Here is a 17044-nt window from a genome sequence, read left to right on the forward strand (position 1 = left end):
ATGGTGCAGACACAGGACTACGGCTCCTGGCCGTCGCCGATCGACGCCGCACTGGCCGCGGCGCACGACGGCAAGCCCGAGTACGTAGGGTTCGTGGGCGACGAGGCCTGGTGGACCGAGCCACGGCCCACGGAGGCGGGCCGACGCGCCCTGATGCGGCGCCGGCCCGACGGCACGGAGGAGTCGGTGCTGCCCGAGCCGTGGAACGTGCGCAGCCGCGTCATCGAGTACGGCGGCCGCCCCTGGGCCGGCGCGGAGCGCCCCGAAGGCCCGGTGCTGGTCTTCGTGAACTTCGCCGACCAGCGGCTGTACGCGTACGAGCCCGAGACCCCCGGCGCGCGGCCGCGCCCGCTCACCCCGCTCTCCGCCGTGGGCGACGGCCTGCGCTGGGCGGACCCGCAGCTCCACCTCGACCGGGGCGAGGTCTGGTGCGTCCTGGAGGAGTTCACCGGCGCCGGACCCACCGACGTGCGGCGCGTGGTCGCCGCCGTCCCGCTCGACGGCTCGGCGGCCGAGGACCGGGCCGCGGTGCGTGAACTCACCGACGGCGCCCACCGGTTCGTCACCGGGGCCCGGCTCGCCCCCGACGGCCGGCGCGCCGCGTGGATCGCCTGGGACCACCCGCGCATGCCCTGGGACGGCACGGAGCTGCTGGTCGCGTCCGTCGCCGAGGACGGCACGTTCGGACCCGCGCGGACCGTGGCCGGCGGGCCCGAGGAGTCGATCTGCCAGGTCGAGTGGGCTCCCGACGGGGCGCTTCTGTACTCGGGAGACGACAGCGGCTGGTGGAACCTGTACCGGCTCGACGCACTCCGCTCGGACTTCGCCCCGGCCCGCCCGCTGTGCCCGCGCGAAGAGGAGTTCGGCGGGCCGCTGTGGAAGATCGGCCTGAGCTGGTTCAAGCCGCTGGAGGCCGGGCTCATCGCCGTCGTGCACGGCGTCGGCGCCACCTCGCTCGGCGTGCTCGACCCGGAGACCGGCGAGGTCGTCGACACGGCCGGGCCCTGGACCGAGTGGTCCGCCTCGCTCGGCGTGCACGGCAGCCGCGTCGTCGCCGTCGCCGCGAGCCCGCGCACCGCGGCGGAGGTCGTCGAGCTCGACACCGCCACCGGACGCGCCCGCGTGATCGGCGCCGCGCACCGCGACCCCGTCGACCCGGCGTACTACCCCGAGCCGCAGATCCGCACCTTCGAAGGGCCCGACGGCCGCGACATCCACGCCCACATCTACCCGCCGCACAGCCCCACGCACGCCGCCCCCGACGAGGAACTCCCGCCGTACGTCGTATGGGCGCACGGCGGCCCGACCGGCCACTCACCGCTCGTCCTCGACCTGGAGATCGCCTACTTCACCTCGCGCGGCATCGGCGTCGCCGAGGTCAACTACGGCGGCTCGACCGGCTACGGCCGCGAGTACCGCAACCGGCTGCGCGAGCAGTGGGGCGTCGTCGACGTCGAGGACTGCGCGGCCGTCGCCCTCGCCCTCGCCGCCGAGGGCACCGCCGACCGGGACCGGCTCGCCATCCGCGGCGGCAGCGCCGGCGGCTGGACCAGCGCGGCCTCCCTGACCAGCACGGACGTCTACGCGTGCGGCACCGTCATCTACCCCATCCTCGATCTCACCGCCTGGGGCAGCGGCGAGACGCACGACTTTGAATCGCAGTACCTGGAGTCGCTCGTCGGACCGCTCGCCGAGGTCCCCGCCCGATACGTCGAGCGTTCCCCGGCCGAGCACGCAGACCGGCTCACGGTGCCCTTCCTGCTCCTCCAGGGACTCGACGACGTGATCTGCCCGCCCGCCCAGTGCGAGCGGTTCCTCGAACGGGTGGAGAGCGAGGGGCGACGCGTCCCGCACGCGTACATCGCCTTCGAGGGCGAGGGACACGGCTTCCGCCGGGCGGACACCATGATTCGTGCCCTTGAGGCCGAACTCTCCCTGTACGCCCAGGTGTTCGGCCTGCAGCCGACCGGTGTCCCCGTCCTGGAGCTCGCCAAGTGAACCCCCTGACCCGGCCGGCGCGGCTGGCCCCCGGCGCCCGGATCGCCGTCGTCGCGCCGAGCGGTCCGGTCCCCGAGGACCGGCTCCGGGCGGGCCTGGACATCCTGCGCGGCTGGGACCTCGACCCCGTCGTCATGCCTCATGTCCTCGACGTGCACGGGGAGTTCGACTACCTCGCGGGCACGGACGCCGACCGCGCCGCGGATCTGCAGCGCGCCTGGTGCGACCCCGGAATCGACGCGGTGCTGTGCGCCCGCGGCGGCTACGGCGCGCAACGCATGGTCGAGCTGCTCGACTGGCCGGCGATGCGGGCCGCGCGGCCCAAGGTGTTCGTCGGGTACAGCGACATCACCGCGCTGCACGAGGCGTTCGCCGTCCGGCTCGGCGTGAGCACGCTGCACGGCCCGATGGTCGCCGCGGCGGACTTCCTCAAGAGCGCGCGGGCGCAGACTCATCTGCGGGCCACGTTGTTCGAGCCGGAGTCGGTTCGGGTGATCCGTGCGGTGGAGGGGGCCGGGGTACTGGTGCCCGGTGTCGCTCGGGGCGTCACGCTGGGCGGCTGCCTGTCGTTGCTCGCCGCCGATCTCGGAACCCGGCACGCGCGTTCCTCGGCGCGGGGCGGGCTGCTCTGCCTGGAGGATGTCGGCGAAGAGGCGTACCGCATCGACCGGTATCTGACCCAACTCCTGCGCGGGGATTGGCTGGAGGGCGTCTCGGGGTTTCTGCTCGGGTCCTGGGCGGAGTGTGACCCGGTGCGCGATCTCTTGGTCGACCGGTTGGGTGGGCTGGGGGTTCCCGTGGTGGAGGAGTTCGGGTTCGGGCACGCCAGTGATGCGCTGACCGTGCCGTTCGGGGTGGCCGGTCGGTTGGATGCCGATGCTTTGACGCTGACCTTGGACGAGCCCGCGCTGAGCTAGGCCTGTCTTCGAACTCCCCTCCGCCCGGCGACGCCCGGCACGCACTCTCGCCGCGCCGGGCGCAAAGCCGAGTACGCCCAGTACGAGGCCCTGCACACCTACAACCACCGCCGCTGCCACACCGCACTCGCAGGCCACCCACCGATCAGCCGCGTCAACAACCCTGCGGGTCAATACACCTGGCGCTTTCGCGTCGGCCCGGCGCCTGTTTCGTCGCGGGCCGCGGGCCGGTAGGGGCTTCTCGCGCAGTTCCCCGCGCCCCTGAGACGCGCACTGCGGGTGCCATCTCATCCCTGGAGCTGCGGCGGAGCCGCATGCTCCAGGGGCGCGGGGAACTGCGCGACCAGCCACGACGAAGCCCGCACTCGCCCAACCGGCCATGCCCCCAGGGCGATTGGCCCCCCGCCCGGCAACACGCCCCCAGAAACCTCCCGCACACCCATTGACCCCCGCGTGACACGTGTCACACCATGATCACGCGCCAAAACTTACTGGTCGGTACAAGCACGCGTGGAGGCCCCGTGCCCAGATTCCGTACTGCCCTCGCCGCCGCCGTCGGAACAGCCGCGCTGGCCGCGCCCCTCGCCCTCGCCGCCCCCGCGAGCGCCGCGGGCACCGGCACACCCGTGCTCGGCGAATACACCGTCACCGCCCTGAAGTTCACCGTCGAGGCCGGCGGACGCCAGTGCGTCGTGGACGCCGACCTGTACCGGCCCGCCGGGGTCGACGCGGAGCACACCGCGCCCGCCGTGCTCACCACGAACGGATTCGGCGGCAGCAAGTCGGACGGGTCGACGGACGCGACCGGCAAGGCGTTCGCGCAGCGCGGATACGTGGGGCTCGCCTACTCGGGGCTCGGCTTCGGCAAATCGGGCTGCCTCGTCTCGCTCGACGACCCCCGCATCGACGGCAGGGCGGCCTCCGCCCTCGTCGACTTCCTCGCCGGGACCCGCGCCGCCGACGACGGCACCACGATCGACTACGTGACGGCCGACAAGAAGGGCGATCCGCGCGTCGGCATGATCGGCGGCTCCTACGGGGGCGCCATCCAGATGGCGACCGCGGCCGTGGACCACCGGGTGGACGCGCTGGTACCGCTGATCACCTGGAACGACCTCTCCTACTCGCTCGACCCGCAGAACGCCGCCGACCGGGACGTCCCCGGCGTCTTCAAGTGGCAGTGGACCAACGGGTTCTACCTGATGGGCGAGGGGCAGCCGCTGCTCGCGCCGTCGCTCGACCCGTCACGCATCAACAAACTGGGCTGCCTGCACTTCGTCGACGACGCCTGCGCGACGATCAGCACCCTCAATTCCGGCCGCTACCCGGCGGACAGGACCAAGGCGCTGATCGACTACGCGCGCGGCGTCTCCCCGGTCTCGTACCTGAAGGACGTGAAGGCGCCGACGCTGCTCGTGCAGGGGCAGTCCGACAGCCTGTTCAACCTGAACGAGGCCAGGGCCAGTTACGACACCCTGCGGGGGCAGGGCACCACCACGAAGATGATCTGGCAGTCCTGGGGGCACAGCGGCGGCCTGACCGACCCGGCGAGCGGTGAACTCAACCTGGGCGAGGGCAACCTGGAGACGAGCTACGTCGGCCGGCGGGTCCTCGCCTGGTTCGACCGGTACCTGCACCACAAGACGGGCGTCGACACCGGGCCCGCCTTCGCCTACTACCGGGACTGGATCAGCGACCCGGACGGGACCTACGCCACCGCGGCCGGCGTCCCCGCGCTGTCGAAGAAGCTGTACCTGTCCGGCGACGGCAAGCTCGTCGACAACCGGAAGAAGGTCGCCCGCGGCAGCCGCGAGTACCGCAACTGGCTCATCCCCACCAGCCACTCCGAGTCGTCCCTCGGCGGCCTGATCGGGCTGCCCGACCCCGCGCCGCACGACACCCGGGGCACCTACCTCGACTGGACCACGGAGCCGCTGGCCACGACCACCGACGTCGTCGGCGCCCCGAAGGCCACCCTCAAGGTGATCTCGCCGAGGACCGAGCGCGTGCAGAACTCCGGCGACGCCGCCGACAAGCTCGTCCTCTTCGCGAAGCTGTACGACGTCGCGCCGGACGGGACGAAGACGCTGGTGCACCGGCTCGTCGCCCCGGTCCGCGTCCCGGACGTCACCCGGCCCTTCACCGTCACGCTGCCCGGCATCGTGCACCGTTATGAGAAGGGGCACCGCATCCAGTTCGTCGTCGCCGCGAGCGACGACGCGTACGGCGGCAACAAGGGGATCAAGCCGGTCACCGTGACCAGCGCGCCCGAGGACACCGGGACCGTGGAGCTGCCCGTCGTCGGTCAGTGACCCTGTCGGCCCTGGCAGCCCTGTCACCCGTACGGGCCCTCGGCCGCTGCGGAAACGCCGTCCTCCCGCACATGCTGGGCGGGGAGGCGGCGAGCCACGGCCTCCGGGGGAACGACGGAAGGGTCCACCGATGAGCCCCAAGGACACCGCGAGCTCCGAGAAGAGCGGCGGCTCCAGCGCGTTCACGCCGGCCAGGATCGCGGTACTGGTCCTGGCCGTCCTCGTCGTGGTCTTCATCTTCGAGAACACCCGGCAGGTGAAGATCAGGCTCCTCATCCCCGAGGTCACCATGCCGCTCTGGATGGCCCTGGCGGCCGTCGCCGTCATCGGGGCCATCTGCGGGGGCTATTTCGTGAGGCGACGGCGCAAGTGAGGCGGGCCGGGGCGGGCGCGACGGGCTGCGTAGGGTGGCCGGATGGCCGATCCCCTTGCTGAAGGACCCCGTGTCGCGCTGCGGCACATAGCCGTCGCCGACGCCGACGAGTTCACCGCGCGGGCCCGCGAGAGCCAGGAGCTGCACCACCCCTGGCTCTTCCCGCCGGTGACCACGGACGCGTTCACCGCGTACGCGGGTCAGCTGGTGGAGGACCCCGCGAGGCACGGCTTCCTGGTGTGCGAGCGGGGGAGCGGTGCCATCGCCGGATTCATCAACATCAACAACATCGTCCAGGGCGGCTTCCGCTGCGGCGCCCTCGGCTACGGCGCCTTCGCCCATGCCGCCGGGCGCGGGCTGATGGGCGAGGGGCTCGACCTCGTGGTCCGGTACGCGTTCGGCCCCCTGGGGCTGCACCGCCTGGAGATCAACGCACAGCCCGGCAACACCGCCTCCGTCGCGCTGGCCCGCCGCGCCGGTTTCCGCCTGGAGGGTTTCTCGCCGGACTTCCTCTTCGTCGACGGGGCCTGGCGCGACCACGAGCGCTGGGCGCTCACCGCCGAGATGCCCGCCGGATGACTACCGAGATGCCTACGGGGACGACTACCGCGCGGACCGGCCCGTCTTCCGGTTGATCTTCATGGTGTCCATGTCGGTCACCGTCGAGCGCAGCTCACCGTGGCCGAGACCCCGCTCCCGCAGATACGCCTCGGCCCGCTCCTCGGCGAACGCTCCCGCCATCTCCTCGCCGTCGGCCGGGTCCGACTCGACGACGTAGCGCATCGAGAAGTGCTTGAGGGTGCGGTCGTACGCGAGCGAACCCTCCGGTGCGAACCGCATCCCCGCGATGCCCTCGTGCTCCGCGACCTCGGCGAGCAGCCGCTCCCGTGCCGTGTCGGTGAGGCCGTCGAACGTGGCGCGGACGATGACCCGGTAGGTGTGGCTCTCGGCCATGGTGAGACGTGCTCCTCGTAGTGACGCGTAGCTGTTGGCAGCGTCAGCGTACGTCGGTGAGGGTGTCTTGCATGCGGAATATTGTCGCCGTCGACGCCCCCTCCAACCTGGGCCTGCGCCCGCCCGCCCCCGGCACGGTGCCCGGCGTGTACAAGCTCGCCGGCGCGCTGCGCGAGCACGGGATCGTGCGCAGGCTCGGCGCCTTCGAGGGCGGCGTCGTCGTCCCGCCGCGCTACGACCGGGGCGACTGGCAGGAGGGCGACGGGGTGTTCAACGCCGCCGCCCTCGCCGCGTACACCGTCAAGCTCGCCGACCGGATCGAGCGGCACATCCGGGCGGGGGAGTTCCCGCTCGTGCTCGGCGGGGACTGCTCGATCCAGCTGGGCGCGGCCCTCGCGCTGCGCCGCGTCGGCCGTTTCGGGCTCGCGGTCGTCGATGCCTCGGCCGACTTCCGGCACCCGGGGAACTCCGACCGGATCGGCGCGGCCGGCGGCGAGGAACTGGCCCTCGCGACCGGCCGCGGGCAGCAGGACCTCACCGACCTGGAAGGGCTGCGGCCCTATCTGCGCGACGAGGACGTCCGGCTCTTCGGCCGGCGCGACGCCTTCGAGGACGAGCGGGCCGAGCTCACCGCGCTGAGGATCCCGAACGTGACCGTCGGTGAACTGCACGAGTGGGGCGTCGACGACGTCGTACGCGGTTTCGTGCGCAGCTTCGAGGTGCCGGTGCTCGACGGCTTCTGGGTGCATCTCGACGCCGATGTGCTCGACCCGTCCGTGATGCCCGCCGTCGACAGCCCCGACCCCGACGGGCTGCTGCCCGACGAACTCCTCGCGCTGCTGAGCCCGTTGCTCGCCTCGCCGCGCTGTGTCGGCATGAACGTCACGATCTACGACCCCGACCTGGACCCGGACGGCACCGCGGGCGCCCTGCTCACCGACCTGGTCGTGGCCGCCTTTGCGCAATCCTGACCGGGACGGCCCCTGGTCAGCTCGTCGATGGCGATGTTCCATGGTCATCGGGGGCGGGCCGCGCCCCGTGGCATCGGGAGGCAGACGTGACCGTCGTACGGCGTGAGGTACTGACCCTGCCGGGCACGGAGTTGGGCCCGGCGAACCCGCTGCCGCCGCTGCGGCCCCTCGACGAGGTGCACGAGCTCGACGAGCGCTCCAAGGAGGACCTGCCGCTGGAGATGGCCCGGCAGCTCGGCTACCGGCCGCTGCGCAGCGTGCTCCCCGAGCGGATCCGCGACGGATACGGGCGGGACCGGGCGCCGGTCGACCTCGACACGATCGTGATCGAGAACGACCGGCTGAAAGTGACCGTGCTGCCCGGCCTCGGCGGACGGATCGCGTCCCTGTTCCACAAGCCGACCGGGCGCGAACTCCTGTACCGCAACCCGGTGTTCCAGCCCGCGGCCTTCGCGCTCAACGGCGCCTGGTTCTCCGGCGGCATCGAGTGGAACATCGGCGCCACCGGCCACTCCACCCTCTCCTGCGCGCCCCTGCACGCGGCGCGCGTCACCGCCCCCGACGGCGGCGAGATGCTGCGCCTGTGGGAGTGGGAACGGCTGCGCGACCTGCCGTTCCAGGTCGACCTGTGGCTGCCGGAGGGCTCCGACTTCCTCTACGTGGGCGTCCGCATCCGCAACCCGCACGAGAAGCCCGCGCCGGTCTACTGGTGGTCCAACATCGCCGTGCCCGAGGAGTGCCGGGTGATCGCGCCCGCGCGCGAGGCCTGGCACTTCGGGTACGAACGGGCCCTGCGCCGGGTGCCCGTACCGGAGTTCGACGGAGCCGACCGTACGTACCCGCTGAACAGCGAGTTCCCCGCCGACTACTTCTACGAGGTCGAGGACGGGCGGCGCCGCTGGATCACCGCGCTCGACGAGGACGGGCACGGCCTCGCCCAGACGTCGACCGACGTACTGCGCGGCCGGAAACTGTTCCTGTGGGGAGGCGGAACCGGAGGGCGGCGCTGGCAGGAGTGGCTGACCGAACCCGGCACCGGCGGCTACGCCGAGATCCAGGCCGGCCTCGCGCGCACCCAGCTGGAGCACGTACGTCTTGAGGCGGAGACGGACATCAGCTGGCTGGAGGCGTACGGACCGCTGTCGGCCGAGGCCGCGACGGTGCACTCGGCGGGGGACTGGGGCGCGGCCGTCGACGAGGTCGAGGGACGCCTCGAACGGGCGCTGCCGCGCGCCGACGTCGAGGCCGCGTACGACGCGTGGCTGCCGCACGCCGACGCCGAGCCCGGGCAGCGCCTCGCTGCCGGGTCCGGGTGGGGCGCCCTCGAAGTGCTGCGCACGGGCTGGAAGCCGACGGGCACGCCGTTCGAGGAGTCGACGCTCGGCGAACCGCAGGAGCCGTGGCGGGAGTTGCTGGAGACGGGTCTGTTCCCCGAGCCGCGCCGGGTCGGCGCGCCCGGCCCCAGCCTGGTCGCCCCGGCCTGGCGGGACATGCTGGAGACGGCGCCGGCCCGGCCGCTGTCCGAGTACCACCTGGGCGTGGCGCAGTGGCACGCCGGGGACCGGGCGCAGGCCGTGCGCAGCTGGGAGCGCGGTCTCGAACTCGCCGCGTCCGACTGGCCGTTCCTGCGCTGCCTCGCGGTCGCGGACGCGACGGACGGCCACCGGGAGCGGGCCGCCGACCGGTACGCCGAGGCGTTCGACGACCTGTGCGCCGAGCGCCGGGACGGCGGCGAGGCGTGGCGCACGGTGACCGCCGCGCTCGGGCGGGAGGCGATCGAGGCGCTGTTGGCGGTGGGGCGGTGCGGTGACGCGCGGCGGGTCTGGGACCGGCTGCACACGGGCACGCGGGCGCGGGGCAGGTTCCGCCTGTTGGAGGCCCAATTGCTGCTCGCGGAAGGGGAGTTGACGGCGGCACGGGGTGTGTTCGAGGGGGCGGGGTTCGAGGTGGCGGATCTGCGGGAGGGGGCGGAGGTCATCGGGGAGGTGTGGGCGGAGGTCGCACCGGGCGAACCGCTGCCGCCCCGGTACGACTTCCGCATGCGTCCCCCGGACTCAAGCCCCGTCGGCGGTTGAGGGGCGGAGCCCGGAGTCGTTCAGACCAGTACCCCGCCACGGGCCACGACGCGCCCGCCGTGGACGACCATGTCGCGCCGCGGCATGTCGACCACGACCTGAGGAACGCACTCGGCGCGCACGAGGACGAAGTCCGCAGGTGACCCGGGCCGGAGATCGGCCCGGGGCAGACCCATTACATCGGCGGAGCCGTGCGCGGCCACCGTGTAGCAGGCGGTCAGTTCGTCGTCGAGGCGGACGTCCGTGACCCAGCCGAGGATGTGCGCGCGATGCAGCATGTCCGCGTTGCCGAACGGGCTCCAGGAATCCCGGACCCCGTCGGAACCGAGCCCGACCCGCACCCCGTGCTTCTTCAACTCGGTGATCGGCAGGACCAGGGACTCGTTCGGCGCGACGGTCGTCAGGGCGATGTCGAGGTCGGCCAAGTCCCCTGCCATCGAGGAGAGTTCGGCCGGGGAGAGGAACGGCAGGCAGAAGACGTGGCTCACCGTCACCCTGCCGCGCAGCGACAGCGCCCGGGTGCGCTCGATGATGCCGCGCAGCACCTTCGTACCCTTCTCGTCGCGGTCGTGCAGGTGGATGTCGACGCCGACGCCGTACCGGTCGGCGAGGTCGAAGACCAGGTTCAGCTGCTCGTCGAGGGCGTGGTCGAAGCTGATCGGGTCGATGCCGCCGATCATGTCGACGAGCCCGGCCCGCGCCGCGTCCTCAAGGAGCTTCGCCGTGCCGGGCGCGCGGACCACGCCGTGCTGCGGGAAGGCCACGATCTGCACGTCGAGCGCGCCCGCGAGCCGTTCCCGCGCCTCGGCGATGCCCTCGACACCGGCGAGGCCGAAGGCGGGCGCCACGTCCGCGTGGGCCCGCATCGCCCGCGTGCCGCGCGTCACGGCGTGCGCCATCAGGCCGTACGCGCGCTCGCCCACGGGGCGCTTCTGCGAGTGGAACAGCTCCACGTCCTGCGCGCAGTAGTCCGCGATGCCACTCGCCGGCTTGCGGGACACCCAGGCACCGCCCCAGCTCGTCTTGTCGGGGTGGATGTGCGCGTCCACGAGCGAGGGCAGCGCGAGCCGCCCGCCGCCCTCGACGACCTCGGCGCCCCTGGGCGCGGGCGCGTCGCTGATCAGGCCGTCGATCACGGTGAGGTCCACGGCATCCCGCGCGCCGAACGGACGTACGTCGCGGAAGACCACGGCCTTCTTGGGGCCACGCTCCGTGCCGGACCCGGCCGCCGTGGCCGATGCCGCCGTCGGGGTCAGGGCCGCGCCGAACGAGGCGGCGCCCGCGAGGACACCGCGCCGGGAGAGGGGAGGGGGAGTCATGTCCAGGATCTCCTTCTAGTGCCAAGTGCCAAGTGCCTACTGCGGGATCAGAGCGCGATGCCCGAACGCACCACGCTTATCGGGGACTTGAGGACCGTCACGTCGGCCAGCGGGTCACCCGCGACCAGCAGGAGGTCGCCCGCGTGGCCGCGCGTCAGGCGGCCCGCCGTGCCGTCCAGGCCGAGCAGGTGCGCGGCGCCCGTCGTAGCGGTGCGCAGCGCGTCGAGCGCCGACAGGCCCGCCGCGCGCATCAGCTCGACCTCGCGGCCGATCGGCGTGATCGAGCCGCCCGACGAGTCGGTGCCGGCCGCCAGCGGTACGCCCATCTCGTGCGCGGCCAGCACCGCCTTCTTCAGGACCGGCAGATACGCGCGACCGCGCTCGGCCAGGACCGGGTCGGAGGAGTCGGCGAGGCCGGCGATCGCGGTGAGGGTGGGGGTGAAGTACGTTCCCCTGCGCCGCATTTCACGCAGGGTGCGTTCGGCGACGAACACCCCGTGCTCCAGGGAGCGGATGCCCGCGGTCACCGCGTCGTGGCAGCCCTTCTCGCTGTAGCTGTGGCACAGCACGCCCTTGCTGCCGCGCCGCGCCGCGGCCACCACCTCGGAGAGCTGCTCGTGCGAGTACACCTGGGCGAGCGGGTCCTGCTCGGGCAGGCCCGCGCGCTCGTTCACCCGCGTCTTCACGACGTCGGCGCCGCGCGCCAGGTTCACCTCGACGACGCGGCGCAGCGCCGGTGCGGACCGCACCCCGTCCTTGAGCCGGGCCAGCGGCGTCAGGTCCGGGTCGGCGAGGACCGTGTCGCCGAGGTCGGGCGTGACGAAAATGCCGGCGGCCCGCAGCCGGGGCGCACGGCCGGGCGCCTGCCGGGCCAGCTCCCGTACGGCGATGTCCTGGTAGAAGTTCGTGGAGCCGCTGCGCGCGCTGGTGGCACCCTGCCGGACGGCGTCGAGCGCCTCCCCGGCGGTGTTGAGGTGGATGTGCGCGTCGATCAGTCCCGGCAGTATCCAGTGGCCGTGCGCGTCGAGGCGCGGCGCGTCGTGGGGGACGTCGACGGCGTCCCGGGAGCCGGCCGCGCGCACCACGCCGTCGCGGATCACGACGACCGCGTCCTCGGTGACCTCGCCGGTCGCCGGATCGAGCAGCGTGCCGCCCTCGACGACCAGGTCACCGGTGCGGCCGGGCCTGCCGGTCGACGCCGCGGCCGGGGCCGTGGCGGAAGCGAGGGCGGTGGCCGTGCCGGCAAGGGCCGCGGAGGCGGCGAGCACGCCCCGGCGGGTCAGTCGGCTGGACGGGGGCGGGGCGGGCTCGACGCACATGGGGGCTCCGTGGGGGAGGAGGTCTTGGCCCCACAGTTTGTATACCAAGGTTGAAGAGGCGGCAAGATCACCCGTGAGGCCTTGCGCTTCAATGGGTACTTTGTCGCGAATATCAAGCAGCTATGAGTGACCCGGGAGCGGTCTACGCGTTCGCGGTATACAAACCTGCGTCGCCGAAGAGCGACTTCAGCGCGACCGCCCGGCTGTCCCTGACGTGCAGCAGCGTGCTCGCGGCCGCGGCCTCCTCGTCGCCCGCCGCGATGTGCCGGAACATGTCCGCGTGCTGCGCCCGCATGTGGCCGGGCTCCTCCCGCATCCCGAACAGGAGCTGCAGCTGCCAGCTCAGCTGCTCCATGGTGCGGGCCAGCAGCGGGTTGCCGCCGAGCGCCACGACCTCCTCGTGGAACGCCGTGTGCGCCGCCGTCTCGCGCGAGCCCTCGTCCGCCGCGGCCGCCTGCTCGGCCCGCGCCAAGAGGTCGCGCAATGCCGTCAGGCCCGCCGGACCGCCCGGCCCGGCCGCGGCCACCGCGCGGGCCGCGAGCCGCGACGCCTGTACGGAGAGGGGCTCCCACACCTCGTACAGCTGCCGTACGTCGTCCCGTTCCAGGCGGCGTACCCGGACGCCGCTGTGCGGCAGTGACTCCAGCAGGCCCTCGGTGACCAGGGCGCGCAGCGCCTCCCGCACCGGGACGCGGGACATGCGCAGCTCCTCGGCGACCTCGCGCTCCACGAGCCGCGCGCCCATCGGGTACCGGCGGTCGACGATGCGCCGACGCACCTCCTCGCGCGCCCGCGCCCCCAGGGACACCCGCTCCTGCCCCGGTTCCTCCTGCTTGCCCGCCACGTGCACCGTCCTTCGCCGTCGTGCTCCGGGCGAGGATACGTGCCGGGCGCGGCCGCTCAGGACTCCGCGGGCGCCTGCCGGTCCACGTACTCGAAGACCGAGCCGTCGGGGTGCAGGGCGATGAGGTTGCGGCCCGCCGGGGTCGGTACCGGCCCCGCGACGACCTTCGCGCCGGACGCCGTCAGGACCGCGTTCGCCTCGTCCACGTCGCGAACGGCGATCGTGGCCGACACCTTGCGCAGCACTTCCAGCTCCTGCTCGGGGCCGCTCATCAGGAGGAAGCAGCCGACGGCGGCGACCGAGACCCCGCCGCGCTCGAAGCGCAGCGCCCGGCCGCCCGTGAGCTGTTCGTAGAACGTCACCGAGGACTCCAGGTCCTCGACGCAGATGCGCAGCGTGGTGCCCAGGATCTCCATACGCGGGAGCCTAGTTGACGTGGCGCGCGAGCGTGATCGATTCGGCGGGGCGGCCGCGGGCCCGGGCGCCCGTCGAGCGGGGCCGCGGGCCTACTCCCGGGAGCGTAGACGCGTGACGTTTGGCTGTCGGCGACCTGGGGGACGCGGGAAGCTCCACCCACGTGTCCCTGGGAGGAGAACCGTGAGCCGATCGCGCGTACTGATCATCGGTGCCGGGTTCGCCGGGTACCGGGCCGCCCGCACCCTGGCCCGGGCGGCCCGGCACACGGCCGACGTCACCCTGCTCAACCCGACCGACTACTTCCTGTACCTGCCGTTGCTGCCACAGGTCGCCGCCGGCGTGCTGGAGCCGCGCCGGTCCACCGTGTCGCTGTCCGGGACGCTGCCGCGCACCCGGCTGGTGCTCGGCGAGGCCGACGCCGTCGACCTCGACGCCCGTACCGTGCGGTACACCGGCCCCGAGGGCGGCCACGGCACCCTCGGGTACGACCGGCTCGTGCTCGCCGTCGGCAGCGTCAACAAATTGCTGCCGGTGCCCGGGATCGCCGAGCACGCCCACGGCTTCCGCGGCCTGCCCGAGGCGCTGTACCTGCGCGACCACGTGACGCGGCAGATCGAACTCGCCGCCGTCGCCGCCGATCCCGCCGAGGCCAGGGCCCGCCGCACCTTCGTCGTGGTCGGGGCCGGCTACACCGGCACCGAAGTCGTCGCCCAGGTACAGCTGTTGACCGACGCGCTCGTGCGCAAACAGCCCCGACGGCACAGCGGGCCCCCGCGCTGGCTGCTCGTCGACGTCGCGCCGCGCGTCCTGCCCGAACTCGACGAACGCCTGTCGGCCACCGCGGACAGGGTGCTGCGGGGGCGGGGCGTCGAGGTGCGCACCGGCACCTCCGTGCAGGAGGCGACGAAGGACGGAGTGCTGCTCGACGACGGGGAGTCCGTCGACAGCCGCACCCTGGTGTGGTGCGTCGGGGTCCGCCCCGATCCGCTGGTCGAGAGCCTCGGGCAGCCGTTGGAGCGCGGCCGGCTGCTCGTCGACCCCTTCCTCGGCGTGCCCGGCCACGCCGAGGTGTTCGCGTGCGGCGACGCGGCCGCCGTGCCGGACCTCGAAAAGCCCGGTGAGTACACCCCGATGACCGCTCAACACGCCTGGCGGCAGGGGAGGGTGGCCGGTCTCAACGTGGCCGCGTCCCTCGGCCGGGGCATCCGGCGCGCCTACCGGCACAAGGATCTCGGCTTCACCGTCGACCTCGGCGGCGCGCAGGCCGCCGCGAACCCGTTCGGCATCCCGCTGTCCGGGCCCCTGGCGGGCGCCGTCACCCGTGGCTACCACCTCGCGGCGCTGCCCGGCAACCGGATCCGGGTCGCGGCCGACTGGCTGCTCGACGCCGTACTGCCGCGTCAGGGAGTCCAGTTGGGCCTCGTCCGCTCGGGTTCCGTACCGCTCGACACGGCTTCGCCCGCACTGGCCCAGACGCCGGACGACCCCCGCACCAGCCCGAAGGAGATACCTGATGACGACGCTCACCGATGACGAACTGCACGACCTGGCCCAGCAGTTGAGGGTCGATTCGGTACGCGCGGCGGCCGCCGCGGAATCCGGCCACCCGACCTCGTCGATGTCCGCGGCCGACCTGATGGCCGTGCTCTTCGCCCGCCATTTCCGTTACGACTTCGCCCACCCCGACCACCCCGGCAACGACCGTTTCGTCCTCTCCAAGGGGCACGCCTCACCGCTGCTCTACGCCGTCTACAAGGCGGCCGGTGCCATCGACGACGCCGAGCTGCTGACCTTCCGCACCCTCGGCAGCCGCCTCGAAGGACACCCGACGCCGCAGCGCCTGCCGTGGGTCGAGACGGCCACCGGTTCCCTGGGCCAGGGGCTGCCCGTCGGCGTCGGGATCGCCCTGGCGGGCAAGCGGCTCGACCGGATCGGATACCGCGTGCACGTCCTGTGCGGCGACAGCGAACTCGCCGAGGGTTCCGTGTGGGAGGCCGCCGAACACGCCGGGTTCGAGCACCTGGACAACCTCACCGTGACCGTCGACGTCAACCGGCTCGGCCAGCGCGGCCCCACCCGGCACGGCCACGACCTCGACGCGTACGCCCGCCGCTTCCAGGCGTTCGGCTGGCACACCGTCGAGATCGACGGACACGACGTGGCGGCCGTCGACCGCGCGTACGCCGAGGCCCGCGACACGGCAGGGCAGCCCACCGCGATCCTCGCCCGCACCCTGAAGGGCAAGGGCGTCGCCGCCGTCGAGGACCGCGAAGGACTGCACGGCAAACCGCTGCCCGAACCGGACGAGGCCATCGCCGAGCTGGGCGGCGACCGGGGCATCCGCGCCGAGGTGGCACCGCCGCCCGCGGCCCGGTCCCTGCACGCGGTGCGCAGCGGCCACCTCGACCTGCCCCGCTACGAGGTGGGCGACGAGGTCGCCACCCGCGACGCCTACGGCCAGGCCCTCACCGCGCTCGGCGGCGCCCGCGGCGATGTCGTCGCCCTGGACGGCGAGGTCGGCGACTCCACCCGCTCCGAGTACTTCGCGAAGGAACACCCCGAGCGGTACTTCGAGTGCTACATCGCCGAGCAGCAACTCGTCGCCACCAGCGTCGGGTTGGCGGCACGCGGCCGGGTCCCGTACGCGTCCACGTTCGCGGCGTTCTTCACCCGCGCGCACGACTTCGTCCGGATGGCCGCCATCAGCGGCGCCGGGATCAACCTGGTCGGCTCGCACGCCGGAGTCGCCATCGGACAGGACGGGCCCTCGCAGATGGGCCTGGAGGACCTCGCGATGTTCCGGACCGTGCACGACTCCACGGTCCTCTACCCGTGCGACGCCAACGAGACGGCCCGGCTCATCGCGGCCATGGCCGACCTGTCGGGGGTCAGGTACCTGCGCACGTCGCGCGGGAAGACGCCGGTGATCTACCCGCCGGACGAGGAGTTCCCGGTCGGCGGCAGCAAGGTGCTGCGGTCCGGCCGCGACGACCGCGCCACGATCGTCGCCGCGGGCGTCACCGTGCACGAAGCGCTGCGCGCCGCCGACGAGTTGGCGGACGCCGGTGTCCCCGTCCGCGTCATCGACCTCTACTCGGTGAAGCCGGTCGACCGGCGCACGCTGCGGGAGGCCGCGCGGGACACCGGCTGCCTGATCACCGTCGAGGACCACCGTGCGCAGGGCGGTCTCGGGGACGCCGTCGCGGAGGCGTTCGACGACGGCGCCCCCGTGCCGCGCCTGGTGCGGCTCGCCGTCCACCCGATGCCGGGGTCGGCCACGCCGGAGGAGCAGTTGCGGGCCGCCGGGATCGATGCGGCGAGCATCGTGGCCGGGGTCGCGCTGCTGGTGGAGCAGGGCGTCGCTCCCTGACCATCCGGGCCGGCGCAAATGCCGTACGTACAAGCGCAGTTGCAGGTTTGGCGCGGGCTCGGGCGGTGACTCGGTACAGGTGCCGCGCGAGGCCGGCGCCCGGTCGGCGGAGTCCGTGCGGGCGGGGCGGGCCGCGCGGGTCGGGCGACGGCCTGCCCCGCCCCGGACCGTGTAC

At 73.2% G+C, this 17044-nt stretch carries 13 protein-coding genes and 1 pseudogene; 9 read left to right on the forward strand and 5 right to left on the reverse strand.

Annotation, left to right across the window (positions count from 1 at the left end):
- The 5 genes and pseudogenes from AB0J02_RS03510 (at position 1) to AB0J02_RS03530 (ending at position 6179) form a co-directional block, all read left to right on the forward strand.
- Positions 1 to 1998, forward strand: a complete 1998-nt coding sequence (locus AB0J02_RS03510) for an LpqB family beta-propeller domain-containing protein (protein WP_363191878.1) — start codon at positions 1 to 3, stop codon at positions 1996 to 1998.
- Positions 1995 to 3149 (forward strand): annotated as a pseudogene (locus tag AB0J02_RS03515) (LD-carboxypeptidase). Before AB0J02_RS03510 ends, AB0J02_RS03515 begins: the two are co-directional and overlap by 4 nt.
- 287 nt (positions 3150 to 3436) lie before the next feature.
- Positions 3437 to 5227 carry a CocE/NonD family hydrolase gene (locus tag AB0J02_RS03520; protein WP_363191879.1) on the forward strand — a complete coding sequence of 597 codons (1791 nt, stop codon included), beginning with the start codon at positions 3437 to 3439 and terminating at the stop codon, positions 5225 to 5227.
- 130 nt (positions 5228 to 5357) lie between these two features.
- Complete coding sequence (locus AB0J02_RS03525) at positions 5358 to 5600, forward strand: LapA family protein (RefSeq protein ID WP_363191880.1); 243 nt, start codon at positions 5358 to 5360, stop codon at positions 5598 to 5600.
- 42 nt (positions 5601 to 5642) lie between these two features.
- On the forward strand, positions 5643 to 6179 hold the full coding sequence (locus tag AB0J02_RS03530; RefSeq protein WP_363191881.1) for a GNAT family protein: 537 nt from the start codon (positions 5643 to 5645) through the stop codon (positions 6177 to 6179).
- Between the two features lie 24 nt (positions 6180 to 6203).
- On the opposite strand, the gene AB0J02_RS03535 is transcribed toward AB0J02_RS03530, so the two are convergent.
- On the reverse strand, positions 6204 to 6554 hold the full coding sequence (locus AB0J02_RS03535) for a DUF6204 family protein (RefSeq protein WP_363191883.1): 351 nt from the start codon (positions 6552 to 6554) through the stop codon (positions 6204 to 6206).
- A 71-nt stretch (positions 6555 to 6625) separates the two neighbouring features.
- Here AB0J02_RS03535 and AB0J02_RS03540 point away from each other — a divergent pair, with 71 nt between their 5' ends.
- Positions 6626 to 7525: an arginase family protein gene (locus AB0J02_RS03540; protein ID WP_363191884.1), complete on the forward strand. Its 900-nt coding sequence runs from the start codon at positions 6626 to 6628 to the stop codon at positions 7523 to 7525.
- 86 nt (positions 7526 to 7611) lie between these two features.
- Complete coding sequence (locus AB0J02_RS03545) at positions 7612 to 9600, forward strand: DUF5107 domain-containing protein (protein ID WP_363191885.1); 1989 nt, start codon at positions 7612 to 7614, stop codon at positions 9598 to 9600.
- Positions 9601 to 9620: 20 nt separating this feature from the next.
- Here AB0J02_RS03545 and AB0J02_RS03550 read toward each other — a convergent pair whose 3' ends face one another.
- The 4 genes from AB0J02_RS03550 to AB0J02_RS03565 all read right to left on the reverse strand — a co-directional run bounded on the left by AB0J02_RS03550 (position 9621) and on the right by AB0J02_RS03565 (position 13498).
- Positions 9621 to 10919 (reverse strand): amidohydrolase, encoded by a 1299-nt coding sequence (locus tag AB0J02_RS03550; protein ID WP_363191886.1) that lies wholly within the window; start codon positions 10917 to 10919, stop codon positions 9621 to 9623.
- Positions 10920 to 10966: 47 nt separating this feature from the next.
- Entirely contained in the window at positions 10967 to 12238 is a 1272-nt protein-coding gene (locus AB0J02_RS03555; protein WP_363191887.1) for an amidohydrolase family protein, read from the reverse strand.
- Between the two features lie 142 nt (positions 12239 to 12380).
- Entirely contained in the window at positions 12381 to 13082 is a 702-nt protein-coding gene (locus tag AB0J02_RS03560; RefSeq protein WP_363191888.1) for a GntR family transcriptional regulator, read from the reverse strand.
- Positions 13083 to 13138: 56 nt separating this feature from the next.
- The gene (locus AB0J02_RS03565) at positions 13139 to 13498 is read right to left on the reverse strand and encodes a VOC family protein (RefSeq protein WP_363191889.1); all 360 of its coding nucleotides are present in this window, start codon (positions 13496 to 13498) and stop codon (positions 13139 to 13141) included.
- A gap of 181 nt (positions 13499 to 13679) precedes the next feature.
- On the opposite strand from AB0J02_RS03565, the gene AB0J02_RS03570 reads away from it, so the two are divergent.
- Positions 13680 to 15032 carry an NAD(P)/FAD-dependent oxidoreductase gene (locus tag AB0J02_RS03570; protein ID WP_363191890.1) on the forward strand — a complete coding sequence of 451 codons (1353 nt, stop codon included), beginning with the start codon at positions 13680 to 13682 and terminating at the stop codon, positions 15030 to 15032.
- On the forward strand, positions 15013 to 16869 hold the full coding sequence (locus tag AB0J02_RS03575; protein ID WP_363191891.1) for a transketolase: 1857 nt from the start codon (positions 15013 to 15015) through the stop codon (positions 16867 to 16869). Before AB0J02_RS03570 ends, AB0J02_RS03575 begins: the two co-directional genes overlap by 20 nt.
- The last annotated feature ends 175 nt before the right edge of the window (positions 16870 to 17044 follow it).

The organism is Streptomyces sp. NPDC050264, assembly GCF_040655895.1.
Taxonomy (GTDB): domain Bacteria; phylum Actinomycetota; class Actinomycetes; order Streptomycetales; family Streptomycetaceae; genus Streptomyces.

Bases quoted from the DNA above. Each gene is read 5' to 3' on its own strand.
- AB0J02_RS03510 (WP_363191878.1), top strand. From the start codon at position 1: ATGGTGCAGACACAGGACTACGGCTCCTGGCCGTCGCCGATCGACGCC.
- AB0J02_RS03525 (WP_363191880.1), top strand. From the start codon at position 5,358: ATGAGCCCCAAGGACACCGCGAGCTCCGAGAAGAGCGGCGGCTCCAGC.
- AB0J02_RS03530 (WP_363191881.1), top strand. From the start codon at position 5,643: ATGGCCGATCCCCTTGCTGAAGGACCCCGTGTCGCGCTGCGGCACATA.
- AB0J02_RS03535 (WP_363191883.1), bottom strand. From the start codon at position 6,554: ATGGCCGAGAGCCACACCTACCGGGTCATCGTCCGCGCCACGTTCGAC.
- AB0J02_RS03540 (WP_363191884.1), top strand. From the start codon at position 6,626: ATGCGGAATATTGTCGCCGTCGACGCCCCCTCCAACCTGGGCCTGCGC.
- AB0J02_RS03550 (WP_363191886.1), bottom strand. From the start codon at position 10,919: ATGACTCCCCCTCCCCTCTCCCGGCGCGGTGTCCTCGCGGGCGCCGCC.
- AB0J02_RS03555 (WP_363191887.1), bottom strand. From the start codon at position 12,238: ATGTGCGTCGAGCCCGCCCCGCCCCCGTCCAGCCGACTGACCCGCCGG.
- AB0J02_RS03565 (WP_363191889.1), bottom strand. From the start codon at position 13,498: ATGGAGATCCTGGGCACCACGCTGCGCATCTGCGTCGAGGACCTGGAG.
- AB0J02_RS03575 (WP_363191891.1), top strand. From the start codon at position 15,013: ATGACGACGCTCACCGATGACGAACTGCACGACCTGGCCCAGCAGTTG.